Origin of the sequence: Arthrobacter globiformis, from assembly GCF_030815865.1 — a bacterium.
GTDB classification, from domain to species: Bacteria; Actinomycetota; Actinomycetes; order Actinomycetales; family Micrococcaceae; genus Arthrobacter; species Arthrobacter globiformis_B.
This window is the reverse complement of record NZ_JAUSXI010000001.1, coordinates 2,711,941-2,736,191: the sequence shown is the minus strand read 5'-3', so window position 1 is coordinate 2,736,191 and position 24,251 is coordinate 2,711,941. Positions and strand designations below refer to the sequence as shown.

Sequence of the window (24,251 nt, the reverse complement as noted above, 5' to 3'; positions counted from 1 at the left end):
GCACAGGATGGGAGAGAGGCTATCGCCCGAGCCAAACCCAGCCGGTCCGCCGAGGGAACGTTCATCGGGACCGCCCTCGGTCACCGACTCCCACATGATGCCTCCTGCTGGACACGCTCACGCTATTGACCGCCCAAACGCACGTCAATGCACGCCAACCACTTCTACGACCAGATCGCCTGGTTCTCCGAACCCGACGGCGCGCCCCTGCTGGACGGCATCGCCTACCACCAGCGGGCCGGGTTCTTCGACTTCATCCCCCACGTATTGACCGGACTGACGAAGAACGAAATCTCCTGGCGGATCTCGGACCACTACCCGCTCTGGACAGAATTCCGGCTGGGCGGACGCTAGGCGCCATGCAGAACAACGGTGGCGTCACCCAGCAGCCCGTTCACCGGATGGCAGATGATCCGAACAATTTCCTGGTGATCCATCACTTCAATGACGTTGCGACCGCTCGGGCGTTCTTCGCCAGCCCGGATCTGAAGAACGCCATGCAGCGCGCCGGCGTCCAGGGCGAACCGCGGATCGAGTTCTTCGAGTAACACCAGCTCCGCAGTGGGACCCGCGGTGGGTGGTCGCCAACGCTGGCTGGCCACCCGCCATCGCTAGTTGCCGCCGGACCCACGAAGCGACCGGACGTCGTCGCTGGCTTGTTCACGGCCCGATCGGATGATTAGCGGATGGTGAAGAGTGGGCCCGTGATGCCGGGATTAATTCCAGGGCCCAAGGCGGCGAACGCTGCAAACATCACGAGTGCGGCGCCGGCCAGTGCCAAATCCTTGTAAAACTGCACCCGTTCCATGGCGCGGTTCTGGGGTTCACTTTCCTTCCAGAAGGAGTGCATCCAAAGGCGGTCACTATGAGGAACAGGAACAGTATCAACGCACCGAGATCTGGCCAAACCCCAAGCGCGACCATGAGCGAACCTACGGCCATCTGGACGCCCGTCGCAGCCACGAGAGACTCCGCTGCTGGTACCCCGCGGCTCTTGGCGTAACCGGCCATCATCTTCCGCCTGGTGAGGTGGCCGTAGGCCGATACCAGAAACAGCGCCGTAAAAAGCAGCTGCCCGATCACGACGAGAATGCCCATCGGAACCTCCTGAAGAGTCTCCCTTCATCGCCCAAGTACACCGGCAGCCTGCGCCATCCCGCGGATCGGACAGGATCGCAGCGCTCCACGGCGGTACCCGCGGCGTCTACTAGAATCAACTTCCCTTTCATCGCGAATGTTCCTCAGGAACACCCTGATCCAGAGCTGTGACGTTGGCCGGTAGATATGCCACGAAGCGGAGTGCAATAGTGACGGAATGATCAACCAGCAACAGCTCTGGGACGATGAGGCCGCGAAACGGTACGACACGCCAGGCGAGGGAATGTTCTCGGCCGAGGTACTGGGCCCGACGGTTGAGGTCCTGGCAAAGCTCGCGGGCGACGGTCCGGCCGTCGAGTTTGCCATAGGCACGGGCCGTGTAGCCATCCCACTCTCGAAGGCGGGGGTCGCTGTCAGCGGTATCGAACTGTCTCACGCGATGATCGCCAGTCTCCGTCAAAAGGTCGGAGAAGCCCGCATTCCCGTGGTCCAGGGTGACATGACCGAGGCGTGGGCGGGTGACGATTTCTCCCTTGCATTCCTTGTGTTCAACACCATCTCCAACCTCCTTACCCAGGAAGAACAGATCCGCTGCTTCCAAAATGCTGCTCGCCACCTTGCACCTGGCGGGTGCTTCGTAGTTGAACTCTGGGTGCCCCAATTGCGTTCGCTACCACCCGGACATGGCGGAACCGTCGAGGTGAGTGAGCCCGGGTACCTCCTGGTCGATACCTACGATGTGCTCCACCAGCACGTCATCTCCCACCATGTGCGGTTCGGCCCGGAGCTGTCTGATGGCCGCGATGCCCGGATCGCACGGACACCGCACCGATACATCTGGCCCAGTGAGCTAGATCTCATGGCCCGGCTGGCCGGATTTAAGCTCGAATCCCGATGGGCAGACTGGAACCGGAGCGAATTCTCAGCGGCAGCCCGCAGTCACGTATCCGTATACCGGATAGCAGCGCGTTGAGCGATTCTTATCGGGGTGTGAGCACGACGAACAATGGCGGTTCCGTTGCGTGCCTCGCGAAACCTGACCATCAGAAAACTTATTCAAACAAGCCGACTGGTATATGTAGCAATCTGGCCGGGCATGATTGAGGCCTCGCCGACGACAACCATTGGGGGATATGGAATGCACTTGTCAGAGAAGGACGCTCCACGTTACGAGCACCTGAAGAAGATCGCAGATCTGCTGGACTGGGCCGGCGACCTTGCCGGTGCGGAGTTTCTGGACGAGGCGCGGGAAGCCTACGCACTGGCGCGCAAATTCCACAGCCGCGCGGACGCCCTGGGTTTACGATTCGAGGGCATCCACACTCCCAACCAACCCTATGATCTCCGCACCGCTTGACATTGGTCAGCAGATGCGGGGCCCATCACTATGGGGGGTGACAGGTCGTCAGCAGAGATGTCACCGCCAAAGTGTGCCAAGCGCCACCTACGCCGGCTCGGAACGGCGCGGCCGCTCTCAGTTCAGGTTCATGCCGGACTGCCGGGTCAGGAGCGCCCGCTTCAATTGTGCTTCGGCAGCATCCACCTGCGCGGACGGAGCGCTCGGCGAGAAGACCTGCAGGATGCTGAACTGGAAGTGCTGCCGGTGCCGGGCGTCGGCGGCACCCAGTTCCCGGAGTGCGACGTTGCCGCCGTGGCCGTTCCTGGCATACTCACTCGAGCGGCCCAGGAAGTGCTCAGACCCGTCGAGTTCGGACGCGGCGAGCCATACGCCGACGATCTCCGCTTGTTGTTCAGCTGGTCGTTCCGTACCAATGCCCGTTTAATGAACCTAACAAGGTCCAGCCACGCTCAGGATGGAGACTGCAATGACCGGTGACAGGGATAGGGATGCTCTAAGCCGCCCGCGTCAGGCCCGCCCCCGTGACGCTCTTGGGCGGCCCCTGCCGTACGGAAGCGCCGGCGTTGAGCCGGTCTCGGAGGAGCCGCTGCCGCCGGCGCAGACGTTGGTCTCGGCCCGGAGTCTGGTGGAGGCCGGCCGGCCCTTCGCCGCCCATGAGGTACTCGAGGCCCGTTGGAAAGCCGGGCCGGCCGAAGAACGCAACCTCTGGCAGGGTCTCGCCCAGATCTGCGTCGGGCTCACCCACGCCGCCCGGGGAAACAGCATTGGCGCGCTCCGTCTCTTCGAGCGCGGTGCGGCCCGACTCGAGGAGTACGGTTCCGGCGAAGGGCCGACCTATGGGCTGGACTTGTCCGCCCTGATGAACTGCGCACGTGATCGGATGCGCACCGGCCATTGAGCCGGCGGACAGCATCCCCGAGCAGGCGGCGGAGTCACTCCCAGGGACTGCTGATTTACCTAGTTGGCCTTCTTACGGGAGGAAAACCGTCAAGCCACCAATGAGTGTGACTGTTAGTCCAAAATGGCGCTTAAATCGCAGCGTTACCGGCGGTTTGGCCGTGCCGCTTGAGGAACCTTTCCCGGGACCATTTCGTAATCCTGGCTCCGGTTGCCGCTGCACGCCAAACTGGCTCCGACATGATTTGCTGACCGTGACAGGATCGAACGCGGCAGCAAGGAAACGGCATGGCAGGAAAACGTGAGTACTGATCCGGGCGGCGTTCGGCCCCGCCTCAACTCCGAATCGGCCAGATTCTGTTGGCATTCCTAGAAGCGGCGTTCCGGCTGCTTTCAGGCGATTGGGACTCATCCTCATTCAGCCCTACGTACTCGCCCGAGCGACTACATTCGCCTTCACGGACGAAAGTCCCCGTCAACTGGCGAAAATCCATGAAACTCGGTCTCAGAACCCCTGGCATCGGAATCCAACGAGTGGTCTGAACACCGCGTTGGCTCATAATCAGCGGACAAAAAGCTGGCCGCTATATCGCTGTTCAACCCTCGGAACATGATGGATGGGATCTTCAGATTTCGCGGAGGCGCAGCACTCGAGGTATCAGCGACGCCTATCAACGCATCGCTGATGCACGTCTGCAAACCCTACTGATGGAGTGGGATGCCTGTTGGCTTCCCGTAGGCATCTATGCAGATGCAGTCACTCAGCGGTTCTTCCGAAAGGCAATGATGGGCGAGGACGATCTATAGCGACCCGTTTCGGCGTCGAGGAACCGGCGGGCGACTCCAAGGGGAACGTCGCTCGGGACGGTTTGGCGGCCAATGGCCCCCAGCGCCACCGTATGCCTGGGCTAGCCGTCGGTGAAGTGATAACTCTGGGAAAGATGACCCTGAGATTGTTGGCCGAGGGATGGCCTCCCCTTGGCGGCCATCCCTCGGGTTTCTACCGGTTCCCCGATCACCAGTCCCGAGGTGGGATCGATGATGATGTCCGTCCTCACTACTCCGTCGGCAGAGGGGATGCCAATGGCGGTCCCCGTCCTGCCGTCCACTGTCGCCTGCCGGTCCCCGACGGTGACGCCGGGGATGAGGGCAGCGGCCTTGTATAGTGCGGCGCGCAGGTCGGCAGGGACGACCCCGGGTGCGCAGGCCGTCCGCGATCGTCACGAATGCCTCTGCGTCAGGGGACTTCCCGGCGCCCTTCGTCCGCTCGTAGATGATGTCCAGCAGAGCCCGCGGATCCCTGGGCAGACTGCCGGAGTCCTGGAGGGGCGTGCCGATAATGACTGTTGGCTCGTTCATCGAGCTTGCCCCGCCGCGGATTGGCATTTGCTCTCCAGGGTCAATTCTGGGCCGGGGCGGCACGTGGTTGTTTTGAACGGCGGGCTTTGCCCACTATGGAAGCGTGGGAACGAAGGACAGGCGCCACCGGCTCGCGTTTGCCCTGTGCCTGCTGATCCCTCTGTTCGGAACGGCGGGGTGCGTCTATGAATACCGCGAGCCCGTGCGCACACAAACAACTGACCCGGCATCCGTGCGCACGCTACCGGCTGACCCGGCGCCGGTAACTGGGTCCCCGAAGCCATACACTGATCCTCAGGTCCTGGAGCGCGGGGTCAGGAACTACGCTGAGCTGGACCGGCTCCTTAAGTCAGTGCCGGGGCCAGTCCTGCTATTTGAGGAGGGGCCACTGGACGGCCCCGCCAGGGGCTTTGGCACGACGGCGAAGGTCCCGGCGCCCGGACTGTACACCGTCACTGCTGCCTGCGTTGGTGCTTCCGGTGGGAAGGTCGCCGTTGGGCAAGAGCATCCCGGCGCCCCTTTCAGCCGGTGGAGCTCGCGCTGGATTGCGCCGGGGCCACGTCGCAGGTCATGGCACTTCAGCACGGGTCCGTTTTCGCGCATCTATTGCTGCCCGGCCCGGGCGATACGCCGTGGACGGGGGCGGTGGGCGGAGTACGTGTGACCGGTTGATGCTCGTCCCCTACTCGGCGCCCGGTTCCCCGTCGTCGCTGATTTCCCCGGCAGCAATGCGCTCGGCGGTGCGCCGGTACGCCTCGGCGATGTAATCCTCGATGTCCTGGCGCCCGATACGCCACAGGCCGTGGCCGCCGATCTGTATGGCGCGCAGCTCCCCGGCCTTGATCAGGGCATGGATCTGGTCCGGTTTCACGTTCAGCTCTTCAATGGCCTGGGTTGAAGTCAGGAAGCGGTGCTGTGTGGGTTCATCGGACACCGGACCATCCTACGGGCGGCTGCGCCAGGTCGCGTCGTAAGGCATGACTTCCTGCAGCCCTGGGCGGACCAGGCCGCTATTCCGCAGTGACGCCACCCTCGATAAAGCCGGAGTGTGGTAGCCGAATCCGGGGGCTGTTGATGGCTTGCCGGAGCACCTGCCGCACGAGGGCCTATGAGGTGTCCCCACTCCGCTGTATGACGGACTGGACCGACCTTGCCTCGGAGATCGAGTCGGCATGGCGGTGGACGATCTTCCAGCCGTCGTCTTCTCGGCGAAAGACCGTAGTTACCCGGAGGCTAATCGGGACCTTCTCCTCGGCACCCCCAAGCTTAGCCACACTGCGCTCTATCCCAACCTCGTAGGCGAGATCGGGAGTCTCGACCACCGCGATGCTGTCGAAAGTGTAGCCCTCGCCTTCACTGATCAGCGCAGACGCACTATCCATGACCTGACACACCCGGTCGAAGCCCTTCGCCGGGGGCCCGAGGGGATTGGCAAGCGTGACGTCGTCCCGTTCCGACCACAGAGGCTTCTGCGCGTTCGGATCGCCCTGGATGAACGCCTCCACCGACTTGCGGTACAGATCTCTCAACTGGTTCAGGTCGGATGTCATGGCGCTCCACGATGGACGGGGATGTAACTCGATCAAATCAGAACCGGCCCGTGAGCGCCAGAGCCCGAAGGAAGGCTTTCTACAGACATGGCCGAAGGCTTCGGAGCGCTCCGACGCATGTCGCCTCGCGGCATCCGCTGGGGCCTCCCATCGAATGCGCGGGACCACGACTCTGTTCGGAACGCCGCAGGCGATGCATGTGGTCAGGGACCGGTCGAGGAAGCCACGGATGGCAGGATGGATCCCGTGGCGAAGACGAGGCGGGACGCGGCTCCGAACCAGGAGTGGGTGCTGATGTACCGACGCGGCCTCCGCAGGGCACGGATCGCGGAGCTGGCCGGAGTTCCAGCTTCTACGGTCGGTTACCACCTTCGCTTCGCACGCGCTGCTGATCCACTGCTTGGTGAAGCCCACTAGGCAGCCACCAACTCGGGACATTCCCGTATGACAGCCCTGGAACTTGAGCGGATGCACCAACTAGTAGCCCTGGTGCAGGAGACCGGGCACTACCCCTCCAGGACCGCCGACAGCACCTGGGAGCGGACCTTGGCGGTGTGGCTGCAGCGCCGGCGCGGGGATACCCAGGCCGGGACCTTCGCCCCGGCGATCCGCGAAGGCCTTGAGGTGCTTCCGGGCTGGGAGGGAAAGCCCCGCGCCGAGGCGGACGAGGACAGGTGGCAGGAGCGGCTGGCGGCACTGGTCGGGTACAGGGCGGCAGGTAACGACTGGCCGCGCCACAAGGGGGTCATCACCGGCGAAGAACATGAGCTCGGTGTCTGGCTGCACCCCAGAGGTTCAAGGCCCGCCGCATGAACTTGATACAGGGAAGGTTCATGCCCTGGACGCTGCCGTGCCCGGTTGGCTGATCGGCCGGCGGCGCGGCCGGCAGCCACGATCCGGTTCCACAAAGACTCCGGCTCCTGAAACACCACCGCTACTTATGAATGCGGGGGAACAACAGGACAGACTCGCCAAGCAAAACCCCATCGACAACTCCGCCGCCAGGGCTTAGTCTTTCCCCGCTGTAACCCGACAACGACGACGGAGAGGTCCCAAAATGGGAGCACAAGAAGATGCAGCGCTGGTGCGGCGCGGCTATGAAGCGTTCAGCGCAGGAGACATGGACACCCTCGGCACACTATTCACGGAGGATGCCGTCTGGCATGTGGGAGGCAGCGGCGGACTGTCCGGAGTCAAGCAAGGTCGGGAGGCCATCCTTGCCTACTTCGGTGAACTATTCTCGCGATCCAATGGGACCGTCAAGGTTACCCTCGACGAGGTCATTGGAGGGGAGAACCATACCGTTGGAGTCCAGAGCAACCACGCCGAGCGCAACGGCACACCCCTGGACCAAAGGGCTGCGCTAGTCTTCATGCTCTCCGATGGGAAAGTCACGGAGGTGCACGAGTTCCTGGAGGATACTGCCAAGGCGGCCGACTTCTGGTCATAACGAGGGTTGCCGCCGGATCAGCCCGCATCGCGCCGTTCGGCGGACCGACATTCCCCAGCACGTCCCGACCCACCAACCGCAAGACATGGGCCGGCTAAGCACCAGGCCGGCTGGCAATGACGGTGAGCTCGCAGAGGGAACGCGCGACTTTCAGACCTATCGAACTGAACGGGAATGGCTCCCCTGCCCGGGCCGGGGACCGCAAGTAGAGAAGGGGTACAGCCCGGCGCATGAGCTGCACCCTCCTTGGCCCCGGGCTGGGGCCGGGGACCATCCTCAAAGTGGCCGGTGGATGTGTCCCCGGAAGCGTGATCCCCAAATTCTGCACACGGTCCCTCCCCCGATGCGGATGCCTGCGCCCGGAGGATTATGTGAACTGAATTCCTAGCCTGCCCCCAAGCTGGGCCGGATCAGTGCATTTCCTGATTTTATGAATTCATAAAAACCTCAACTTAGCGCCCGGTAGAGGCTATTCTGTGACGGAGGCTCGGGGGAGGTTCCCGGCTGGAGACTTGGGGGCCAGCTGAATGATAAGCAGTGCGATGAATTCGACCGACACCATTCAGGTGGAAAGCTCCGAGGACGAGCTACTCGACGTCCCGAGCGACGGGCCGGACGACGAGCCCAAGACCGACGCCGGCGCGGCCGGCAAAATCCCAGGGGGTATCCCTTCCGGCAGAACTGAATCGCTGATTCCAGAGATCTTCCCGGTGTATCCGTTTATATGAGCCCCCCGGACACGGTGGACTTCCCGCCGGTATGACAGAGCCGGCGCGGGGCAGCGTGATTCGATGGAACCATGACTACTGCACCTCCAGCTGATGTCACCCTGGCCCTGGACAGGCTCTCCACCGCCCTGGACAGCGCCATTCCGGCCAGAACAGAGTCCAGCCTGCTGGTGGCGACCTGGAACGTTCGCGCGTTTGGCGATGTCACCGCCAAGTGGGCGGCTGGGCCGAGGGACTCCCCGAAGCGGGACTGGCATGCGGTGGCCTGCATCGCCGAGGTCATCTCCCGCTTCGACGTCGTCGCCCTTCAGGAAGCCCGGCGCAGCACCAAGGCGCTCCGGTTCCTGTTCGAGCTGGCTGGGACCTGCCTGGCGAGTGATCGCCTCCGACGTCACCGAGGGCTCCACGGGCAATGGGGAGCGGCTCGCCTTCCTCTACAACTCCGACCGGGTCCAGCCTTCCGGCCTCGTCGGGGAAGTAGTCCTGCCGCCCATCGGGGACGACCCGGCCCGGCAATTCGCCCGCACCCCGTACTTCGCCGGGTTCAGCCGCAACGGCACTGAATTCACCCTCGCATCGGTCCACGCCCTTTGGGGGAAAAACGCTACTGAACGGCTCCCCGAAGTCACCGCCTTCGCGCAATGGATGCGCGCCTGGGCGGACCGGCCCAACGACTGGAACCACAACCTGATGGTCCTGGGCGACTTCAACCTGGACCGGATGGGCGACCCGCTCTACGAAGCCTTGGTCGCCACCGGCCTGTGGCCGCCCACAGAGCCGAACACGGTGCCGCGGACCATCTTCGACGACGATAACGACCGGCATTTTTATGACCAGATCGCCTGCCTGATCGAGCGCGTGACCTGGCGGCACAGGCGGGGCATCAGGACGTTCCGCGCCACATTTGACCGTCGGTCCGGGGCCTCCCGGGGTGATCACTACAAAGTGCCACTGGCTTAGTGTCGCGGCGAGGGGCGGGAAAAAATCTTACAACAAAAGCCGAGTCCGACTAGATTTTTTTGTAATCCTATTGATGAAACGTTTCATTATGCCGTAGTCTTTTCTGTGACATGCAGCACGGCGACTGGCGTCACCGGCAAAGCTGCCAAGACGACTTCCACTTGTCCAAGGAAAGAAACAATGAACGTTTCAACTGAAGTACCCTCCCTGCGTAAGGCGTGGTGGATAGCCGGCGTTGCTGGGATGGCGTCCTATTTGGACGCTGGAGCGATCGTCACTACGGGCATCGCCCTGGTCCTATTCCAAGAGCCCTTTGGGATTACACCCGGGCAGATCGGCCAGCTCTCGGCGCTGCTTACGGTGATGATCGCCGTCGGTGCCCTGGTTGGAGGCCGGCTGGGCGACAAGTACGGGCGGCGCCGGGTGTTCTCGGTAACGATGGTCCTCTTCGCCTTGGGTGCGCTGCTGCTGACGCTGGCCCCCGGTGTGGGGATCCTCTACCTAGGGGTGATTCTGATAGGTTTCGCGGGCGGGGCGGACCTGCCGGTGTCGATTGCGATGATTGCCGAGAGTGCCCCGCAGGGCAAGCAGGGCAAGATGGTGGCCTTCTCTCACGTGCTGTGGATGGCCGGGGTGCTGGTAGTCCAGCTGCTGGCCATCTTCGTGGGTGGCATGGGGGTGACCGGTGCCCGGATCCTCTACGGGCACCTATTTGTGCTGGCCGTGGTGGTGCTGATTCTACGGGCGTTCCTGCCGGAATCCCCGGCCTGGGCGAGGGAACAGGCCGCCGTAGTAGCGGGAACGGTCGACCGGGTCGCGCTCAGGGGACTGTTCTCGGCACGCTATTTAGGCCCGCTGGTGGGAACAGGACTGTTCTACGCTTTGGCCAACATTGCCGCAAACACCGGCGGCCAGTTCGGCACCTATCTTTACGTCAACGTCGCCGGCGCTTCGGTTTCCACGGCCGCCACCATCGGCTTCATCGCCTTCACCGCCAGCTTCTTGGCCACCTTCGCGCTGATGCGGGTGGTGGACACTCGGTACCGGATGCCGGTCTTCATCGTCTGCAGCGTGGTGTGCGTGGTGGCCTTCGCCATCCCGTTGGTACTCGGGGTGGCCGTTTCCACCTTGGTCGCCTACGGGGTGCTCTACGGCATCGCCGGCATAATCTGCGGGGAGCCGATGTATAAGGTGTGGTCCCAAGAGCTGTTCCCCACCCAGTACCGCTCCAGTGCACAGGGCATCACCATCGCCTTTACCCGAGTGGTGGCTGCAGTGGCGGCGCTGTTCACCCCGGCGATCATTGAGTACGGCCCGGAGGTGCTGTTCTACTTCCTGATCGCCACCACCGTCGTGGCCGCCCTGATCGGCATCTTCTGGGTGTCGCGCATGCCCAAGGTTTTCACAGGCCTGCCCGTCGGGGAGCGAACGGGCGCGCCGTCGACCGACTCCGCCGCCTGACGTCTCTTCCGCTCCCACCGTTCCGCACGAAAGGCCCCTGATGTCCGCCACCATCACCCGCGTCCGCTTCGAGCACCATGAAAACGCCCGTTTGGGTATCGAAGAAACCCGGCCGCGGATTTCCTGGCAGCTCGGCGAGGCGCCGGAGGGCTTCGTGCAGACGGCCGCCCACGTCGAGGTGAGCCTCGGGGTGCCGGGAATGGAGACGGACACGAGCCTGCACGTCCTGCGCGGGGAGGCCCAGGTGCTGGTGCCGTGGCCGGCCCGTCCACTGGTCTCCCGGGAGCGGGCCACGGTCCGGGTCCAGGTTCAAGGCCCGGACGGGTGGGGCCCGTGGAGCGAGCCCGCGTCGGTGGAGGCTGGGCTGCTCGAGCCAGGTGACTGGGTAGCCGGCCTTGTCGGTCCTGCTTGGGACGAGGAACCCGGCACGCTGCGACGGCCGGGCAGGGTCCGCACGGAGTTTGTCCTGCCTCCCGACCTCGTCAGTGCCCGCCTTTATCTGTCCGGCCACGGCTTGGTCGAGGCGGAGATCAACGGTCGCCGCGTCGGTGACGAGGAGTTCACCCCAGGGTGGACCAGCTACTCCCACCGGCTGCGCTACGCTGCCTTCGACGTTACCGACCTCCTTGAAGCCGGGGAGAACGCCATCGGGGTGTGGTTGGCCGACGGCTGGTGGCGCGGGCGGATCGGTTTCGAGGGCGGGGTTTGGGACTACTACGGAACAGACCTCTCAGCTCTGGTCCAGCTGGAGGCCATCACCGCCGACGGCATCCGTCACACCATCTGCAGTGACAAGAACTGGCAGGCCGGTTTCGGCCCCATCCTCACCGCCAGCCTCTACGACGGGGAGATGTTTGACGCCCGCCTCCACGACCCCGCGTGGTCCCGGCCCGGCTGGAATCTGGACGGCTGGACCCCGGCGCGGACCACCGCGCTGGACGCCTCCGTGATCGTGGCGCCCACGGGGCCCCCAGTGCGCTGCATCGAGGAGCTGGTCCCGGTGAGCGTGGAGGACAAGGGAGAGGGACGGTGGTTGTTGGACTTCGGGCAAAACCACTCCGGACGCCTCCGATTGCGTGCCACCGGCCCGGCCGGACATGTCATCACTGTGCGCCACGCCGAGGTGCTCCAAGCCGGGGAGATCTACACCCGCACCTTGCGCGATGCTGCCGCCACCGACGTCCTAGTCCTCGGCGGGAAGGAGCTGGAGTGGGAGCCACGCTTCACCATCCACGGATACCGCTACGCTGAGGTCTCCGGCTGGCTGGGGCCGTTGGAGCCCGGTGACGTCGTCTCCCGGGTGCTCCACACCGACATGGAACGCACCGGCTGGTTCCGCTGCTCCGATCCGGAACTGGAGCGCCTGCACGAGAACGTCCTGTGGTCCCTGCGCTCGAACTTCGTGGATATTCCCACCGACTGCCCCCAGCGCGACGAGAGGTTGGGCTGGACCGGGGACATTCAAGTGTTCACCGCTACCGCGGCCTTTCTCTACAACGTCACCGGCATGCTCGCTTCCTGGTTGCGAGACCTCGCCCTGGAACAGCAGAAGATCGGCACTGTGCCCTTCTACGTCCCCTGGATTCCCCTAGGGGAATGGGCTCAACTGCCACCTGATCCGGTGGCAGTGTGGGACGACGTCGCGGTGCTCACCCCCGACGTCCTGTACCAGCGCACGGGGGACCTCCAGCTACTACGCCGCCAATACCCCAGTGCTCGCGCCTACGTCGACCAGGTCGCAGCCAAAGCCGGACCGACTCGGCTCTGCGAGGGTTGGACCCAGCTGGGCGACTGGCTGGATCCGGCCGCTCCGCCGGAGAGCCCGCTTGAGGCGACCACCGAGCCTGGCCTGGTGGCCACTGCATACTTCGCCTACTCCGCCCGCCGCCTCGCTGCGGTCGCCTCCCTGCTGGGAGAGGATGACGATGCCGCCCGATACACCGACCTCGCCGAAAAGGTGGTGGCCGCTTTCGTCACCCGCTACCTCACCGACGAGGGCCGGGCGACCAGTGACACCCAGACCGCGTATGCCCTGATCTCGGCCTTTGATCTCTATCCCAACATGCGGTCAAGGCAGGCCGGCGCTGACCGCCTGGCTCAGCTCGTGCGCGAGGCGGGCGGGCGGATCTCCACCGGATTCGCCGGCACCCCCGTCGTCACCGATGCCCTCACCCGCGACGGCCACCTGACCGAGGCTTATCTCATGGTCCAAGCTACCGGCTACCCGTCATGGCTCTACCCGATCACCATGGGAGCAACCACTATCTGGGAACGCTGGGACTCAATGCTGGCTGATGGCACGGTTAACCCCGGAGACATGACCTCCTTCAACCACTATGCTCTGGGCGCGGTGGCTGACTGGATGCACCGGGTGGTCGCAGGCTTGGAGGCCGCGGACACCGCATATCGCCGCATCCGCTTCGCCCCCCGCCCAGGCGGGACGTTGACCAGCGCCGGAGCCACCCACCGGACGCCTTACGGGGAGGCCCGCATCGACTGGACGCTAGAGGACGGGGCGCTGCGCACCACTGTGGTCGTACCCGTCGGAGCCCGCGGGATCGTCGAACTGCCCGGGGCGGAGCCGGTGGAGGTCGGCCACGGCATCCACGAGTTCGCCCGTGAGTACGTCCCCTGACAGGTCTTCCTGCCCCACTCCTGTCGAAGTTGCCGCAGCATCTCGCGAGCCGGCAGCAGAGTAATCAGTCTGTACCACCACACCATCTCGAAAACCCAATTTGGAGGAATCCATGACCGTCATCATCGACCGCACCGGCACCCCCGAAGGTGAGGCCGCCCTCACCGCCGCCGTCGCCGAGGCCCAGCGGCGGACAGAGGACCTGCTGGTCTTCAATCCGAGGGCGCCCAACTCGACCCGGAAGGCGACCACCTCGACGGGGTGCCGGTCACGTTCCGCACTCCCGATGTCCGCCACCGCGATGCCGTAAGCGAACTCCTGGACGCCTCGGAGCAAGTGAATGCCTCGGTCATCGTCGTAGGCGTCAAGCATCGCAGCCCGGTAGGCAAACTGCTGCTGGGCTCCGCCGCTCAGCAGATCCTCCTCGACGCAAACATTCCTGTCATTGCGGTCAAGCCCCGCGGGACTGAGGCACGACTCGGACGGTGAGAGCGGCGGCGGCAACTCCCGCTGTCGTAGGTGAAACGAGCTTTCAAGGGCGCCTATGCCCTCCACTCCAGACGCATAAGCACCCTGAGATGTGAATGTCCGAGGAAAGATTCACTGCGGATACTTTGGCTGCTGCGAAGGGACTCGAACTCGCCAATGACAACACCCTTAATGCGGGGTAACTAGGGCGTTCGCCATGTCACTCAATCACCACCAGCTCGCAGCCACCCGCAAAGAGCTGGGCGCGAATCTGGAACTGTCTCAGCAATCTGTTTCGGACACCGTCACCGCGCGGCACCGGACGTTATCGCGTCCGGAGCCACCGCCGCCCTTTGCTACAACGACCTGCTGGCTATAGGGCTTATGCAGGAACTCCAGGCAGCAGGAGTAAAGTACCGGAAGACTTCAGCGTGGTCGGCTTCGACAACATCTTCGGCTCAGACTTCACCACACCAACACTGATAACGATCTCTTCTCCGTTCAAGGCATGCGGCGCAGCTGCCCTGGACCTGCTCGTGGCCGCCCTTGCCGGCCCGGAGAGAGCCCCAGCCCGGTGACGCCGCTGGGGCATTCGGCCCTGCGGACCACGCTCACCATCCGCGGATCCAGCGGGCGCCTCCTGGCCCCGACGAAGCGCCCGTCAATCAGCGGTTGACCGGTGCTCCGCTCCATAGGGGTCTTCCTTGGAACAGCCGCAGAAAGAGCACGGAACTTATGTTTCATGCCTTTCTGCTGCGGTCTATTCGATTGCTGCTGTAGCTCCCAGTTCGGCGAGGGAGTCAGAATCTGGGGTCGGTTGATGCCCTGAAAAAGGACCGGTGATCGACGTGGCTTCCTTCGTTGATGCAGTCGTTAAAGCCACACGGTTTGGATCTGATGCGTTCGAGCATGGGCCAGAATGTTCCGTCGTGCCAGGATGCTGCTTCTGTCACTGCATTTTTTAACCGTAGTAGGCGGCTTGCCAGGCGACCCACGCGGCTGTGAGTACTTGTATGGGGTACCAGCACCCAAAGATCCGGGCACTGTCCGTTACGCCACACGGGGGTCCGGGTGAGGGTTTGGGATTCCCCAGATTCACCACTGGCCCTCGTACCTACTCTGCCCACGTCGCTAACCGTGAAAGGGCACAGCTTATGGAAATCTTCGACGTTTTCAGTCTTCCGTCAAATTCAGCTACGCCCAAACCTGACGTCAGGCTCTAAGTAGCTTGACGGAAGGCCGGTTATCGGCCCTCGAAAATGGGGAGGGAAGAGGCTCCGCGTTGGGCTCCCCGGACCTGGAGCAGAGTGCTGGTCTGGACTCAGGTGTGAAGGCTCGTGAAGGCTCGCCCCACTGTTAACGGACGAAGCGGTGAGAAGGCCTTCGAGCTATTCCCCACTGCCGCCCCGGAAACCACCGATTGGAATTGGAACGGCTGGTTCGCGCCACTAGCCACGGACTCCAATATCGACGGGATCCGCGACTCCGGCGAACATGCCTTAGACCGTGAACACGCCCTCTAAAAGCCGATTGGAACGCATCGCTGGTCCCGTTCATTAGATGACCTGGCATACTCCCTCGGCGAAATCCCAATGGACCGCTAGTCGGACTGGTTCAGTCAATGATTGCCCCGATATCAGCTGACCTGCAGGACCTGGTTCAGACGAGTTTGGTTATCTGGTAAGTGTGGCCGGCCGCACGGAGTCGCCGTATGAGCACGTTGCCGAGTGCAGTGGCCGGCGTCAGCGACCCTTTCGCGGTCGGCAGCCGGTCACCGTCGAGGGCAAGAGCGAGTGCAGTCTCGCCTGCCATCACGGCGGTGGCGGCATAACCGGGATCACCGGGGCCAGCAGCAATCGCCTGGTATCGGTGCCCGTCTTCAGTGCGGGCGGTCACCTGGGAGTGGAACCAGCCCGCGCGCTGCGTGCTGGTGCTCGGACCCGCACCTGGTGCCGGAAGACAGCGGTCGAGCACCCCCCGGGTCGGCGGGAACGCCATCGCGCCCGTAAATGCCCGGAGCCCGAGTGCCATTGCCCTGGCGATGACCGCTCCTGCCGGTCCGGGGGCCACCCCCATCACCTCGCCGTACTGAAGGGAGCGGCCGTAGGCCCAGCCCTGCAATGCGTTGCTGCGGCGCACTATCCGAGTGTTGAACGGGGCCATGATGAAAGGCGCGGTCCAGGTGCCGTCATCGGAACGGCGCACGGGACCGGCGTCAGGAGGCTGTTGTGTCATCGGCTCCCGTGTGCGGTCGGGGCTCAGAGCGTAGGGGTCCACGGCTAATGACTTCAGGGCGGTGCTCGATCGCATCGCGTCGAGCTGCCCGCGCATTGATTCGAGTGTGCCTCCGCTGATACCAGCCTTGGCCGTAGCAATGAGTTGGACCTGGAGCAGACCGCCAGCGCCATCGGCTTCTGCTGCCTGATGAAGCAGCAGTACAGCGAGGTCGGACGGCACGGAGTCGTAGCCGCAGGAGTGCACGATCCTGGCCCCGCTCGTCTTGGCCAGAGCGTCGTAGCGATCGATCGCCTCCCGGACGAAGGACACCTCACCCGCGAGGTCGGCGTAGTGGGTACCGGCCCGTGCGCAGGCATCGACGACAGGTAGCCCGTGTTTCGCGTATGGACCGACGGTTGTGAAGAGCACGCGTGTGCCCGAGGCCAGGGCGGCGGTTGAGTCCGCGTCCTCCGAGTCGGCTTCGATGAGGGCCCATCCGTGCGCCCCGACTGGCAACTGCGACCGAACCGCCTCGAGTCTGGACCTGGACCGGCCCGCGAGTCCGACTCGGATACCGGCCGGTGCATGCTCCGCGACGTAGCCGGCGATCAGTCGGCCAACGAAACCCGTCGCTCCGTAGAGAACGAGGTCATGTTCCCGAGATGCGTTGTCCATAGCTGCAGCCTTTCACAGCGGCAACTCCAAGCTGACACACGGCTCCTTGCCTTGGTCCTCGGAACAACCGGAACTGATCTGCGTGCGAACGAGAAGTCCGGTCCGCCCGCCCACAGCCGGGGACAATTCTCGTAGGTTATCCACCGCTACTGCTGCCAGGGAGCTACCCCGACGGCTCCCTACTTCCAGCCGTGGATAACCTGCATTGACCCCAGCCATGGACGGAATGAAGTCGCCACCAGGTCCGGCCGCGTGATCAGCAACCACGCGTTTGCCCCACCGAAGCCGGTTGACGGAATATCCCTTATCGGCACTTCACTGTCCCTTGCATTCGTTGTGAGAATCGTGCGTCTGTTCTCGATTTCTGCGTCCTGCTCCTCACATCAGGCGGCTGCGTTGCCAGGGATGGTGGCAATGACCTTTGGACAGATTTGGATATGGTTTGGCAGGATATGAGAACCGGGTATGACCGGTGAAGAAAGGTGAGGGAACGAGGGCAATGAGTGCGCGGGGGACCTTTGCGGTCGCTGCGGCCATAGTGAGCGAGGTGGCCGTCATGGCCTGCAGTGTGGCCGCTGCTCCGCCCAGCTTCCCCTCGATGCGGAACCGTCCCTAGTTCTTCAGGTCACCAACTGACAAAAGACGTAGATTGCGGTCCCTTTCGCGCGCCCGGAAGCTGACATTCCATGACCGTCCCCGGAAAGGGGAAGCCACATCTTCGAAAGAGTCAGTCATGCAGGCAATCACGCCGCAACAAATCCGTTCATCCTTTATCACGCAACCCGTTCCGAGGCCGCAAGGCTCACCCTGCCCAGAAACCTCGATTCCCAGGACTGGGACAGCCTGGACTTCCTGGGCTGGCGCGACGAGAAGATGCCGCTTCGAGGGTATTTGGAGGTGCCCGGGCCAAAAGGCGTGACCGGGATTATGCTCCGCGCACCCGAAGGCGGCGCAAAGAAAAATCGCTCCGTGCTCTGCGAGTTGTGCCGGGATGTGTTCTCCAAGGAAGATGTGCTCCTTTGGGTAGCCAAGCGCGCTGGCCAGTCCGGTCGTGACGGGAACACCGTTGGCACATTAATTTGCGCAGACTTCGTGTGCTGCGGAAACGTGCGAAAGGAGCCTCCGGCCAATGAGATCAACCCGGACCCGGCGGCCGTCGTCCTCCGCCAGATTGAGGGCCTCCAAAACCGCACCGGACACTTTCTCAATCGGGTCCAGCAAGGCTAGCGGGTCACCCAGGCAAGAAGCCCGTCAAGGGCCTTTATCTCCGACACCCGAGAGTCCCACGAATCTAGATACCGGATGCTCTAGCTCCCGGGCCAGGGATTAGGGTGGCTAAAGTTTCGGCACCAAGGCTGAACAACTCCACCACAAAGAGCCGTAGTTTCGGGATACCTCCTGAAACTACGGCTCTCCCAGCAAGGGGAAAGGCACTCCCCGGCCACTGCACGCCCACCTACCCCAGCTTGACGGAATCCTGGTTATCGGCGTTCAAGCGCGGGGGTAGAGGTAGCGGCAAGAACTCCCGCTCCATGACTAAAACGGCGTTTTCTACCGGTCAGCCCGCCGGGCTGCAACATTGATGACGGCTGTTGGATCAGGTAAAGAAATGGCCAAAAAAGCACTACTGACTCGACCCCACGCCACGCCGAGAAAATGACGGAGGAAACTGCGACCTAAGCTTCTGTCGGCCGTTGCCTTGTGCTCAGGACGGCGAGGTCGTGGATTAGCTGACGCACTTCACGTTCGCGGCCGCTGGAAGGCATAACACGGGACAAGGGAATTGTTTTCGTCGGCGGGGCCGGGACGGGCGAGGGCTTGGACGGCGGTGGCACCGAAGCTGGGTCCTCAGCTGCAAACGGATCAATAAAGCACACTGGTTCCACCACATTTTCCCCTCAACCGTCAAGATCCTGATCTGCCCATTATGGATGGATCCGACCGTGAAACCAGCAGTGGCCCAATCCATGGACTCGGTCTGTGATCGCGGACCACCCCAGAGGAACGCTGTTGCCTGAAGTTCGACCGGCCCTCCATTGTCATGCAAGGAGCCCGAGGTTACATTTGTCCTGGTGTGAGGAGGTGGTGGCGATGCTCAATGAGACGGACCTCCTGCAGGCCCTGCGGCGTCACTGGGAGTATGCAAGCCTGGACCAGGACATCACCCATGAGATCTACCACGACGACGCTGTGCTCGAGTTCCCTCAGTCTGGCGAACGGTTCGAAGGCGTGGAGAACTTCCGCGAGTGGCGACGGCAGTACCCGGCGAAGCTCAAGTTCCACACTCGGCGAATTACCCATCGCGATGACCTGGTCATTGTGGAGAACCTGATCAGCTACGACGGCGCGCCTTGGATGTTTAGCGTCAGTTTGATGGAATTCAGGGGCGACCGTGTTGCTCACGAGCGGATCTACATCATGGATGGTTGGGAAGCTGCGGAGTGGCGCAGGCCATGGCGCGCCGAGCGTTCTGCAGACCCGGCGCCGCCGCCTCCCTAGTTTGACAGTCGTACCTCTACCGGAGCCCACCCCCGCCGGCGAGCCCGACGGCGCGTGATCCTCGTTTCGTCTTAAGCTCGTGCGCCCTGTCGATTCCGATTCTGCAAGAGGACAGCCGTTGACCGGTGGTCCTGGTACAAAGCGTCACACCAGTCCTAAATGTTCCTTGGTGAGCCCAGCGAACCATTCACCAGCACCCCGCGGTCCCAGGGTTCGCACAGCGGCCGGCGGGCCGCCGGCGGTGACCGGCTCCAGTACGAGACCGGCCACCCCCGCGGCGGTCGTGCGGCGGCACGGCTCCATAGAAGTCGAGTTCGCGGAGGTATTCGCTAACGGGCCGAGCGTTGATTCCACGTTCGCTCAGGGGCTTGTCATCCCAGGCTGCCTCCTGGAAGTCTTGGTGCAGCCCGGCGCCGAAGACGGATAAGAGCGCATCGTTGCGGCGGTCGAGCAGGCGGACGGCCTTGTGCTGCAGTCGGGGGTACCTCCACGGGGCGCTGAATCGGAAGGGTCAGCCTGGGCGACTTTATCGATGTTCAGCTCATCGAGCGGCTCGGTGTACCAATTGCTCAGCAGTCTTCTTGAAGCTTCTATAACGAAGTGGCATCCCTACACCTGTCCTCAGGTTATGGGGCCGCGAACGTTGAAATAAGCGAATGGAGAGAAATGGGGATCTCGATGAACGTGCGTGAGAAGGAAGAGCCGCGCTATCAGCATCTGAAGAAGATCGCTGATCTGCTGGACTGGGCTGGTGACCTCGCGGGTGCAGAGTTCACGGAGGAAGCGCGTGAAGCCTACGCACTGGCACGGAAATTCCACGAGCGCGCTGATGAACTCACCACGCGGGCCTTCGTCGGACTCCCTGGTTCACGCTGAGCGCATACGACCGCACCCAATTCCACGCACTCGGCAACTGCGCCGGCATCTGACTCGAGGCCAACCGTCTGAGACCGCTCTTCAGTCGGTTCGGCAAGGACGCCTATCGGTATGCCGTATGGGGGCCGTCAGCAGAAGAGAGGATCCCGCACTAAACGCGATGAAACCTGATCCGAATCAGTATGCGTTCCAGGGGGGGCAAACCGGATAGCGGGTCTAGCCTGTCTCTAGGCTCACTGCGGCTCAGCCGTGGCGGTACCTGTCGCTGGGAAGCCCCCGCATCCACTTGGTTGGATGCGGGGGCTTCCGCTTTCACTCCGACGTTCCATGGCCAGCCGCCTGCAGATATCCAGCAAGGCCGCCTGTGCGGAGATCGCTAACGGGTGTTTCCGGATTACGGTCCAGCACGAGCGACAGCGATGCTGAACATCCAGACGTCCTTTGCCAGGACCGGGCCCCTGAACCGGTTTGTCAGTGTTCAGGGGCCCGGCACCATGTGTTGCAGTCGTGGAGCCGTCCGTTACCTCCCGGTGGTGAAGGTCCAGGTTGTGCTGGCCAGTGGGTTACCGCCGGCGTCCCGGATTGCTGCAGCCCCGCCGGTCAGCGCGGCGGTGTACCGGGTACTTGCCGCCAGGGTCGCTGAGGGGTTGAGCGTGGCTACGCGGGTGGTGGCGTTGTAAGTCACGACCGCGGTGATGGAGGTGGTGCCGTTCTTCAGGGTGAACGTGGTGCCGCTGACACCGGCGACGTTTTCACTGAAGGTGGCGGTGATGTTTGCCGTGCGGGAAACGCCGGTCGCGCCGGAGGCGGCTGTGCGGCTGGTGATAGTGGGGGCTGGACCGGTGGTGAAGGTCCAGCTTGAGGTTGCAGCCGGGTTGCCGGCCGTGTCGCGGATAGCGGTGGTACCGCCGGTCAGGGTAGCGGTGTATTTGGCGTCGGCTGTGAGGTTGGCTGATGGGTTAAGGGTCGCGACCCGGGTGGTGGCGTTGTAGGAGACTGCTGCCGTTATTGCTGTTCCTGCCGCGTTCTTCAGGGTGAATGTGGTGCCGCTGACACCGGTCACGTTTTCGTTGAAGGTGGCGGTGATGTTGGCCGTGGTGGAGGCGGCGAAGGCTCCGGTTCCGGGGGTGCGGGTTGTGATGGTGGGTGCGGGACCGGTGATGAAGGTCCAGCTGGTTGTTGCCAGCGGGTTGTTGGCTCCGTCCCTGATGGCCGAGGGGCTGCCGGTCAGGGTGGCGGTGTATTTCGTGTCCGGGACCAGGGCAGCGGTTGGGTCAAGAATCCACTGGTTGGTGGTTCCGTTGCGGGTGACCGTGGCTGCTACGGCTGTTCCGGCGGTGTTCTTCAAGGTGAATGTGGTGCCGCTGACACCCTGGACTGTTTCGTTGAACGTGGCGGTGATGTTGACGGTGGTGCTGACGGTGGTCTCCGCCGGGGCCGGTGCCCGTGTTGTCAGGGTGGGTGCGGCCGTGTCGGGCGGTGGGGCGGTGGTGAAGGTCCAGGTTGATGTTGCCAGCGCGTTGTTGGCGGCGTCCCGGATTCCGGAGGCTCCGCCGGCAAGTGCGGCTGTGTAGGTGTTGTTGGCTGCGAGGCTGGCAGTCGGGTCAAGAGTGGCCACGCGGGTTGCGGAGTCGTAGGTGACCGTGGCGGGTATGGCGGTTCCTGCTGCGTCCTTGAGGGTGAAGGTGGCGGCGCTGACGCCCTGGACGGCTTCGCTGAAGGTGGCGGTGATGTTGCCTGTGGTGTCGACGTTGGTGGCCGCCGTTGATGGTGTCCATGCGGTTAGGGTGGGCGCGGTGGTGTCGGGCGGGGGCGCGGTGGTGAACGTCCAGCTGGTGGTCGTGAGCTGGTTGTTCGTGGCGTCCCTGATGGCGGCCGGGCCGCCGGTGAGCGTGGCCGTGTACGTGGCGCCTGCGGCAAGGTTCGCTGTCGGGTCCAGGATCCACTGATTTGTGGCTCCGTTGCGGGTGACGCCAGCTGGTACCGGGGCTCCGGAAGCGTCCTGGAGGGTCATCGTGGTGTCGCTGACACCCTGGACGTCTTCGCTGAAGGTGGCTGTGACGTTGGCCGTGGTGCTCACATTTAGGGCGGCGTCGGCAGGCGTGCGCCCTGCGACGGTGGGCGCCAGGGTATCTGCCGGGCCGATGCGCCATGAGTATGTCGCAGGCGCGCCGACATTGCCTGCTGCATCGGTGGAGCGGACGTTGAAGGTGTAGTTACCGTCGACCTGGGCATCGTAGGTTTGCGGGGAGCTGCAGGCAGGATCCCACGAGGTGTTGCTCGGCATCAGCTGGCATTCGGACGTTGCTCCGGCTTCCCGGGTGAAGTTCAACGTCGGTGTGCTGTCCAGTGTGGGGTTCGATGGAAAAGGTGCCGAGACGGTCGTCGAAGGCGCGGTCGTATCCACCGTGATTGTCAGTGCCAGTGAGACCAGGTACTGGGGTGCGGCGGGGTCGACGGGAATTCCGTTCGGATCCAGCGTGTAGGCGGGATTGGGTGTGCGTGTCTGGATCTTGTGGGACCCCGGTGCCATGGGGGACGCGGGCGAGAGGGAGTATGCGGTGCCGTCCGAGACGGCTGACGCTACCGCGGCCCCGTCCACGAGCAGCTCTACGGTGGTACCGGCCGGACCGGTGCCCGGAACGGTGCCGGTGAACGTTGGCGTGGTGGCGTTGGTGATGTTGTCGGTGCCGGACCGGCCGCTGTCACCGGCTGCGGTCAGATCGGGAACCGACGGAGCGGCATCAGCGCCATCGTAGATCAGGCCCTGCACCGTGAACGTACTGACGGTCAGGACGTCAACACCGGGGCCTCCGGCGTCGGGTCCTTCCACGGTGACGAAGTTGTTCCCGGACGGGGCTCCAGTTACCGGGCGGGCCGTGTTGATGTCACCCAGGGTGCCAGGGTCGGCTCCGACCTGTTTGAGGAAGCTCGCTGTGGTACCTACTTTGTAGTCACCGAGGAAAGCTTCACCGACCCCCGCCCAGTCACAAGGCGTCGTGGCGCTGGGAGCGCAGACTCCGGCATCAATGGTCTGCTTGATCCGGCCCAGGGTGGGGACTTTCTTGTCCGGGGCGGCAACGAAGGTGTTAACACCGTAAGGGTGGGTGATTTTGTACGATGCCCCGGCTTTGAGGTTATCCACGATGAAGCGGAGCCGGCCAAAGCCCATCTGCTCCCCGGAGACGACGGCTCCGTTGAGGTGGGCTCCCTCCAGGGCCGCTTCGTAGAGCAGGTTCCCGCTCGTGGCGCTGGCCTGGAACCAGAAGGCCTCCTCCGGGAAATTGTCCGGATAGGATGCCGGCTTCGCCGCGTCCGGGGGCTCGGAGAGGCACCCAGCACCAGCCATGTAGCACAGCTGCAATTTGACGTTGCCGTCCGAATACCAGGTGGGAAAGCCGTTCTGCGGGTCTACCGCACCCATTCCGGCCACTGCCGCCTGCACGGGGGCAATCCCCAGCGGTGCCAGCGCAGCCGCCAGCATGGTTGTGGACACTGCAGTCGCCAACCACCGGCGCAGCCCTGAGGCCTCGGGCCGGGGCGCCGGGTCCCGCCCGCCAGAACTCTTGGCGCGGGTGGCGCGTTTGACATCGAAATTCTTCAACATGCTCTCATCCCCTGTTGAGTATTTTCTCCAGAGACCGGGGCCTCAGAAGCGCGAGCTGTGGTGTCGCGCTGAGATCAAGGACTAACAGGGAGATCTTGCAAACATCCTTGATGGAGCTTGGGCACCACGCATCACGACTGAATCCGCCTCCCCTGCGGAAAGCCCGCCATGGCCGCCCAATGTGGGGGGACCCTCTATTGCACGGTGAAGAAAACCCTCGTGGCCTCAGCAGCCGTCGCCCCACTATTGCTGGCCGTTCCGCCCACGTAACCGGAGCCCGTGGCCGGGCCTGCTGACTGTCGGCGATTCAAGACAGGGCCCCGCAATCGAGGGACCTGAGGCCGGTCCGCAGGATCCGCGGCGGGCGCCATAGCCCTCATCCTCGCCCTGACCCCCTATACCCCGTCCGAG

22 protein-coding genes and 1 pseudogene are annotated in these 24,251 nt (G+C 63.6%); 18 read left to right on the top strand and 5 right to left on the bottom strand.

From position 1 onward, the window contains the following. The first annotated feature begins 147 nt into the window (after positions 1 to 147). The gene (locus QFZ33_RS12465; protein ID WP_307027872.1) at positions 148 to 354 is read left to right on the top strand and encodes a hypothetical protein; all 207 of its coding nucleotides are present in this window, start codon (positions 148 to 150) and stop codon (positions 352 to 354) included. Between the two features lie 5 nt (positions 355 to 359). Next, positions 360 to 548, top strand: coding sequence for a hypothetical protein (locus QFZ33_RS12460; RefSeq protein ID WP_307027870.1), 189 nt, complete (start codon positions 360 to 362; stop codon positions 546 to 548). 205 nt (positions 549 to 753) lie between these two features. Here QFZ33_RS12460 and QFZ33_RS12455 read toward each other — a convergent pair whose 3' ends face one another. After that, on the bottom strand, positions 754 to 1,098 hold the full coding sequence (locus QFZ33_RS12455) for a DoxX family protein (protein ID WP_307027868.1): 345 nt from the start codon (positions 1,096 to 1,098) through the stop codon (positions 754 to 756). Positions 1,099 to 1,315: 217 nt separating this feature from the next. On the opposite strand from QFZ33_RS12455, the gene QFZ33_RS12450 reads away from it, so the two are divergent. The 3 genes from QFZ33_RS12450 to QFZ33_RS12440 all read left to right on the top strand — a co-directional run bounded on the left by QFZ33_RS12450 (position 1,316) and on the right by QFZ33_RS12440 (position 3,356). After that, positions 1,316 to 2,071 carry a class I SAM-dependent DNA methyltransferase gene (locus tag QFZ33_RS12450; RefSeq protein WP_307027866.1) on the top strand — a complete coding sequence of 252 codons (756 nt, stop codon included), beginning with the start codon at positions 1,316 to 1,318 and terminating at the stop codon, positions 2,069 to 2,071. A 171-nt stretch (positions 2,072 to 2,242) separates the two neighbouring features. Continuing rightward, entirely contained in the window at positions 2,243 to 2,455 is a 213-nt protein-coding gene (locus QFZ33_RS12445) for a hypothetical protein (protein WP_307027865.1), read from the top strand. A gap of 469 nt (positions 2,456 to 2,924) precedes the next feature. Beyond that, positions 2,925 to 3,356, top strand: coding sequence for a DUF309 domain-containing protein (locus QFZ33_RS12440; RefSeq protein ID WP_307027864.1), 432 nt, complete (start codon positions 2,925 to 2,927; stop codon positions 3,354 to 3,356). A gap of 2,040 nt (positions 3,357 to 5,396) precedes the next feature. Here QFZ33_RS12440 and QFZ33_RS12435 read toward each other — a convergent pair. Together QFZ33_RS12435 and QFZ33_RS12430 are read right to left on the bottom strand one after the other, a co-directional pair. Further along, on the bottom strand, positions 5,397 to 5,648 hold the full coding sequence (locus QFZ33_RS12435) for a helix-turn-helix domain-containing protein (RefSeq protein ID WP_307027863.1): 252 nt from the start codon (positions 5,646 to 5,648) through the stop codon (positions 5,397 to 5,399). Positions 5,649 to 5,820: 172 nt separating this feature from the next. After that, the gene (locus QFZ33_RS12430; protein ID WP_307027862.1) at positions 5,821 to 6,264 is read right to left on the bottom strand and encodes a YybH family protein; all 444 of its coding nucleotides are present in this window, start codon (positions 6,262 to 6,264) and stop codon (positions 5,821 to 5,823) included. A 246-nt stretch (positions 6,265 to 6,510) separates the two neighbouring features. Between QFZ33_RS12430 and QFZ33_RS12425 the strand changes: the two genes are divergently transcribed. The 10 genes from QFZ33_RS12425 (at position 6,511) to QFZ33_RS12380 (ending at position 14,544) form a co-directional block, all read left to right on the top strand. Further along, complete coding sequence (locus QFZ33_RS12425; protein ID WP_307027861.1) at positions 6,511 to 6,681, top strand: hypothetical protein; 171 nt, start codon at positions 6,511 to 6,513, stop codon at positions 6,679 to 6,681. A 27-nt stretch (positions 6,682 to 6,708) separates the two neighbouring features. After that, positions 6,709 to 7,077 carry a hypothetical protein gene (locus QFZ33_RS12420; protein ID WP_307027860.1) on the top strand — a complete coding sequence of 123 codons (369 nt, stop codon included), beginning with the start codon at positions 6,709 to 6,711 and terminating at the stop codon, positions 7,075 to 7,077. Between the two features lie 244 nt (positions 7,078 to 7,321). Next, positions 7,322 to 7,714 carry a nuclear transport factor 2 family protein gene (locus QFZ33_RS12415; RefSeq protein ID WP_307027859.1) on the top strand — a complete coding sequence of 131 codons (393 nt, stop codon included), beginning with the start codon at positions 7,322 to 7,324 and terminating at the stop codon, positions 7,712 to 7,714. A gap of 542 nt (positions 7,715 to 8,256) precedes the next feature. Then, positions 8,257 to 8,442, top strand: coding sequence for a hypothetical protein (locus QFZ33_RS12410; RefSeq protein WP_307027857.1), 186 nt, complete (start codon positions 8,257 to 8,259; stop codon positions 8,440 to 8,442). A gap of 375 nt (positions 8,443 to 8,817) precedes the next feature. Further along, positions 8,818 to 9,402 (top strand): hypothetical protein, encoded by a 585-nt coding sequence (locus tag QFZ33_RS12405; protein ID WP_307027855.1) that lies wholly within the window; start codon positions 8,818 to 8,820, stop codon positions 9,400 to 9,402. A gap of 180 nt (positions 9,403 to 9,582) precedes the next feature. Then, positions 9,583 to 10,863, top strand: a complete 1,281-nt coding sequence (locus tag QFZ33_RS12400; protein WP_307027854.1) for an MFS transporter — start codon at positions 9,583 to 9,585, stop codon at positions 10,861 to 10,863. A gap of 40 nt (positions 10,864 to 10,903) precedes the next feature. Next, on the top strand, positions 10,904 to 13,498 hold the full coding sequence (locus QFZ33_RS12395) for an alpha-L-rhamnosidase (RefSeq protein ID WP_307027853.1): 2,595 nt from the start codon (positions 10,904 to 10,906) through the stop codon (positions 13,496 to 13,498). Between the two features lie 112 nt (positions 13,499 to 13,610). Next, entirely contained in the window at positions 13,611 to 13,808 is a 198-nt protein-coding gene (locus tag QFZ33_RS12390; protein WP_307027851.1) for a hypothetical protein, read from the top strand. Continuing rightward, complete coding sequence (locus QFZ33_RS12385; protein WP_307027849.1) at positions 13,760 to 13,987, top strand: universal stress protein; 228 nt, start codon at positions 13,760 to 13,762, stop codon at positions 13,985 to 13,987. Before QFZ33_RS12390 ends, QFZ33_RS12385 begins: the two co-directional genes overlap by 49 nt. Before the next feature lie 410 nt (positions 13,988 to 14,397). Continuing rightward, positions 14,398 to 14,544 carry a hypothetical protein gene (locus QFZ33_RS12380; RefSeq protein WP_307027847.1) on the top strand — a complete coding sequence of 49 codons (147 nt, stop codon included), beginning with the start codon at positions 14,398 to 14,400 and terminating at the stop codon, positions 14,542 to 14,544. 1,081 nt (positions 14,545 to 15,625) lie between these two features. Here the strand turns inward: QFZ33_RS12380 and QFZ33_RS12375 are convergent. Further along, complete coding sequence (locus QFZ33_RS12375; RefSeq protein WP_307027846.1) at positions 15,626 to 16,858, bottom strand: saccharopine dehydrogenase family protein; 1,233 nt, start codon at positions 16,856 to 16,858, stop codon at positions 15,626 to 15,628. A gap of 733 nt (positions 16,859 to 17,591) precedes the next feature. Between QFZ33_RS12375 and QFZ33_RS12370 the strand changes: the two are divergent. The 3 genes and pseudogenes from QFZ33_RS12370 to QFZ33_RS12360 all read left to right on the top strand — a co-directional run bounded on the left by QFZ33_RS12370 (position 17,592) and on the right by QFZ33_RS12360 (position 20,233). After that, positions 17,592 to 18,085 (top strand): annotated as a pseudogene (locus QFZ33_RS12370) (FBP domain-containing protein). A gap of 864 nt (positions 18,086 to 18,949) precedes the next feature. Next, positions 18,950 to 19,357 (top strand): nuclear transport factor 2 family protein, encoded by a 408-nt coding sequence (locus tag QFZ33_RS12365; RefSeq protein ID WP_307027844.1) that lies wholly within the window; start codon positions 18,950 to 18,952, stop codon positions 19,355 to 19,357. 666 nt (positions 19,358 to 20,023) lie between these two features. After that, the gene (locus QFZ33_RS12360) at positions 20,024 to 20,233 is read left to right on the top strand and encodes a hypothetical protein (protein WP_307027842.1); all 210 of its coding nucleotides are present in this window, start codon (positions 20,024 to 20,026) and stop codon (positions 20,231 to 20,233) included. 520 nt (positions 20,234 to 20,753) lie between these two features. On the opposite strand, the gene QFZ33_RS12355 is transcribed toward QFZ33_RS12360, so the two are convergent. Next, entirely contained in the window at positions 20,754 to 23,840 is a 3,087-nt protein-coding gene (locus QFZ33_RS12355; RefSeq protein ID WP_307027841.1) for an Ig-like domain-containing protein, read from the bottom strand. Positions 23,841 to 24,251: the final 411 nt, after the last annotated feature.

Coding starts and splice junctions, on each gene's coding strand:
- QFZ33_RS12465 (WP_307027872.1), top strand. CDS start 148: ATGCACGCCAACCACTTCTACGACCAGATCGCCTGGTTCTCCGAACCC.
- QFZ33_RS12460 (WP_307027870.1), top strand. CDS start 360: ATGCAGAACAACGGTGGCGTCACCCAGCAGCCCGTTCACCGGATGGCA.
- QFZ33_RS12455 (WP_307027868.1), bottom strand. CDS start 1,098: ATGGGCATTCTCGTCGTGATCGGGCAGCTGCTTTTTACGGCGCTGTTT.
- QFZ33_RS12450 (WP_307027866.1), top strand. CDS start 1,316: ATGATCAACCAGCAACAGCTCTGGGACGATGAGGCCGCGAAACGGTAC.
- QFZ33_RS12440 (WP_307027864.1), top strand. CDS start 2,925: ATGACCGGTGACAGGGATAGGGATGCTCTAAGCCGCCCGCGTCAGGCC.
- QFZ33_RS12430 (WP_307027862.1), bottom strand. CDS start 6,264: ATGACATCCGACCTGAACCAGTTGAGAGATCTGTACCGCAAGTCGGTG.
- QFZ33_RS12420 (WP_307027860.1), top strand. CDS start 6,709: ATGACAGCCCTGGAACTTGAGCGGATGCACCAACTAGTAGCCCTGGTG.
- QFZ33_RS12415 (WP_307027859.1), top strand. CDS start 7,322: ATGGGAGCACAAGAAGATGCAGCGCTGGTGCGGCGCGGCTATGAAGCG.
- QFZ33_RS12410 (WP_307027857.1), top strand. CDS start 8,257: ATGAATTCGACCGACACCATTCAGGTGGAAAGCTCCGAGGACGAGCTA.
- QFZ33_RS12400 (WP_307027854.1), top strand. CDS start 9,583: ATGAACGTTTCAACTGAAGTACCCTCCCTGCGTAAGGCGTGGTGGATA.
- QFZ33_RS12395 (WP_307027853.1), top strand. CDS start 10,904: ATGTCCGCCACCATCACCCGCGTCCGCTTCGAGCACCATGAAAACGCC.
- QFZ33_RS12390 (WP_307027851.1), top strand. CDS start 13,611: ATGACCGTCATCATCGACCGCACCGGCACCCCCGAAGGTGAGGCCGCC.
- QFZ33_RS12375 (WP_307027846.1), bottom strand. CDS start 16,858: ATGGACAACGCATCTCGGGAACATGACCTCGTTCTCTACGGAGCGACG.
- QFZ33_RS12365 (WP_307027844.1), top strand. CDS start 18,950: ATGCTCAATGAGACGGACCTCCTGCAGGCCCTGCGGCGTCACTGGGAG.
- QFZ33_RS12360 (WP_307027842.1), top strand. CDS start 20,024: ATGGGGATCTCGATGAACGTGCGTGAGAAGGAAGAGCCGCGCTATCAG.
- QFZ33_RS12355 (WP_307027841.1), bottom strand. CDS start 23,840: ATGTTGAAGAATTTCGATGTCAAACGCGCCACCCGCGCCAAGAGTTCT.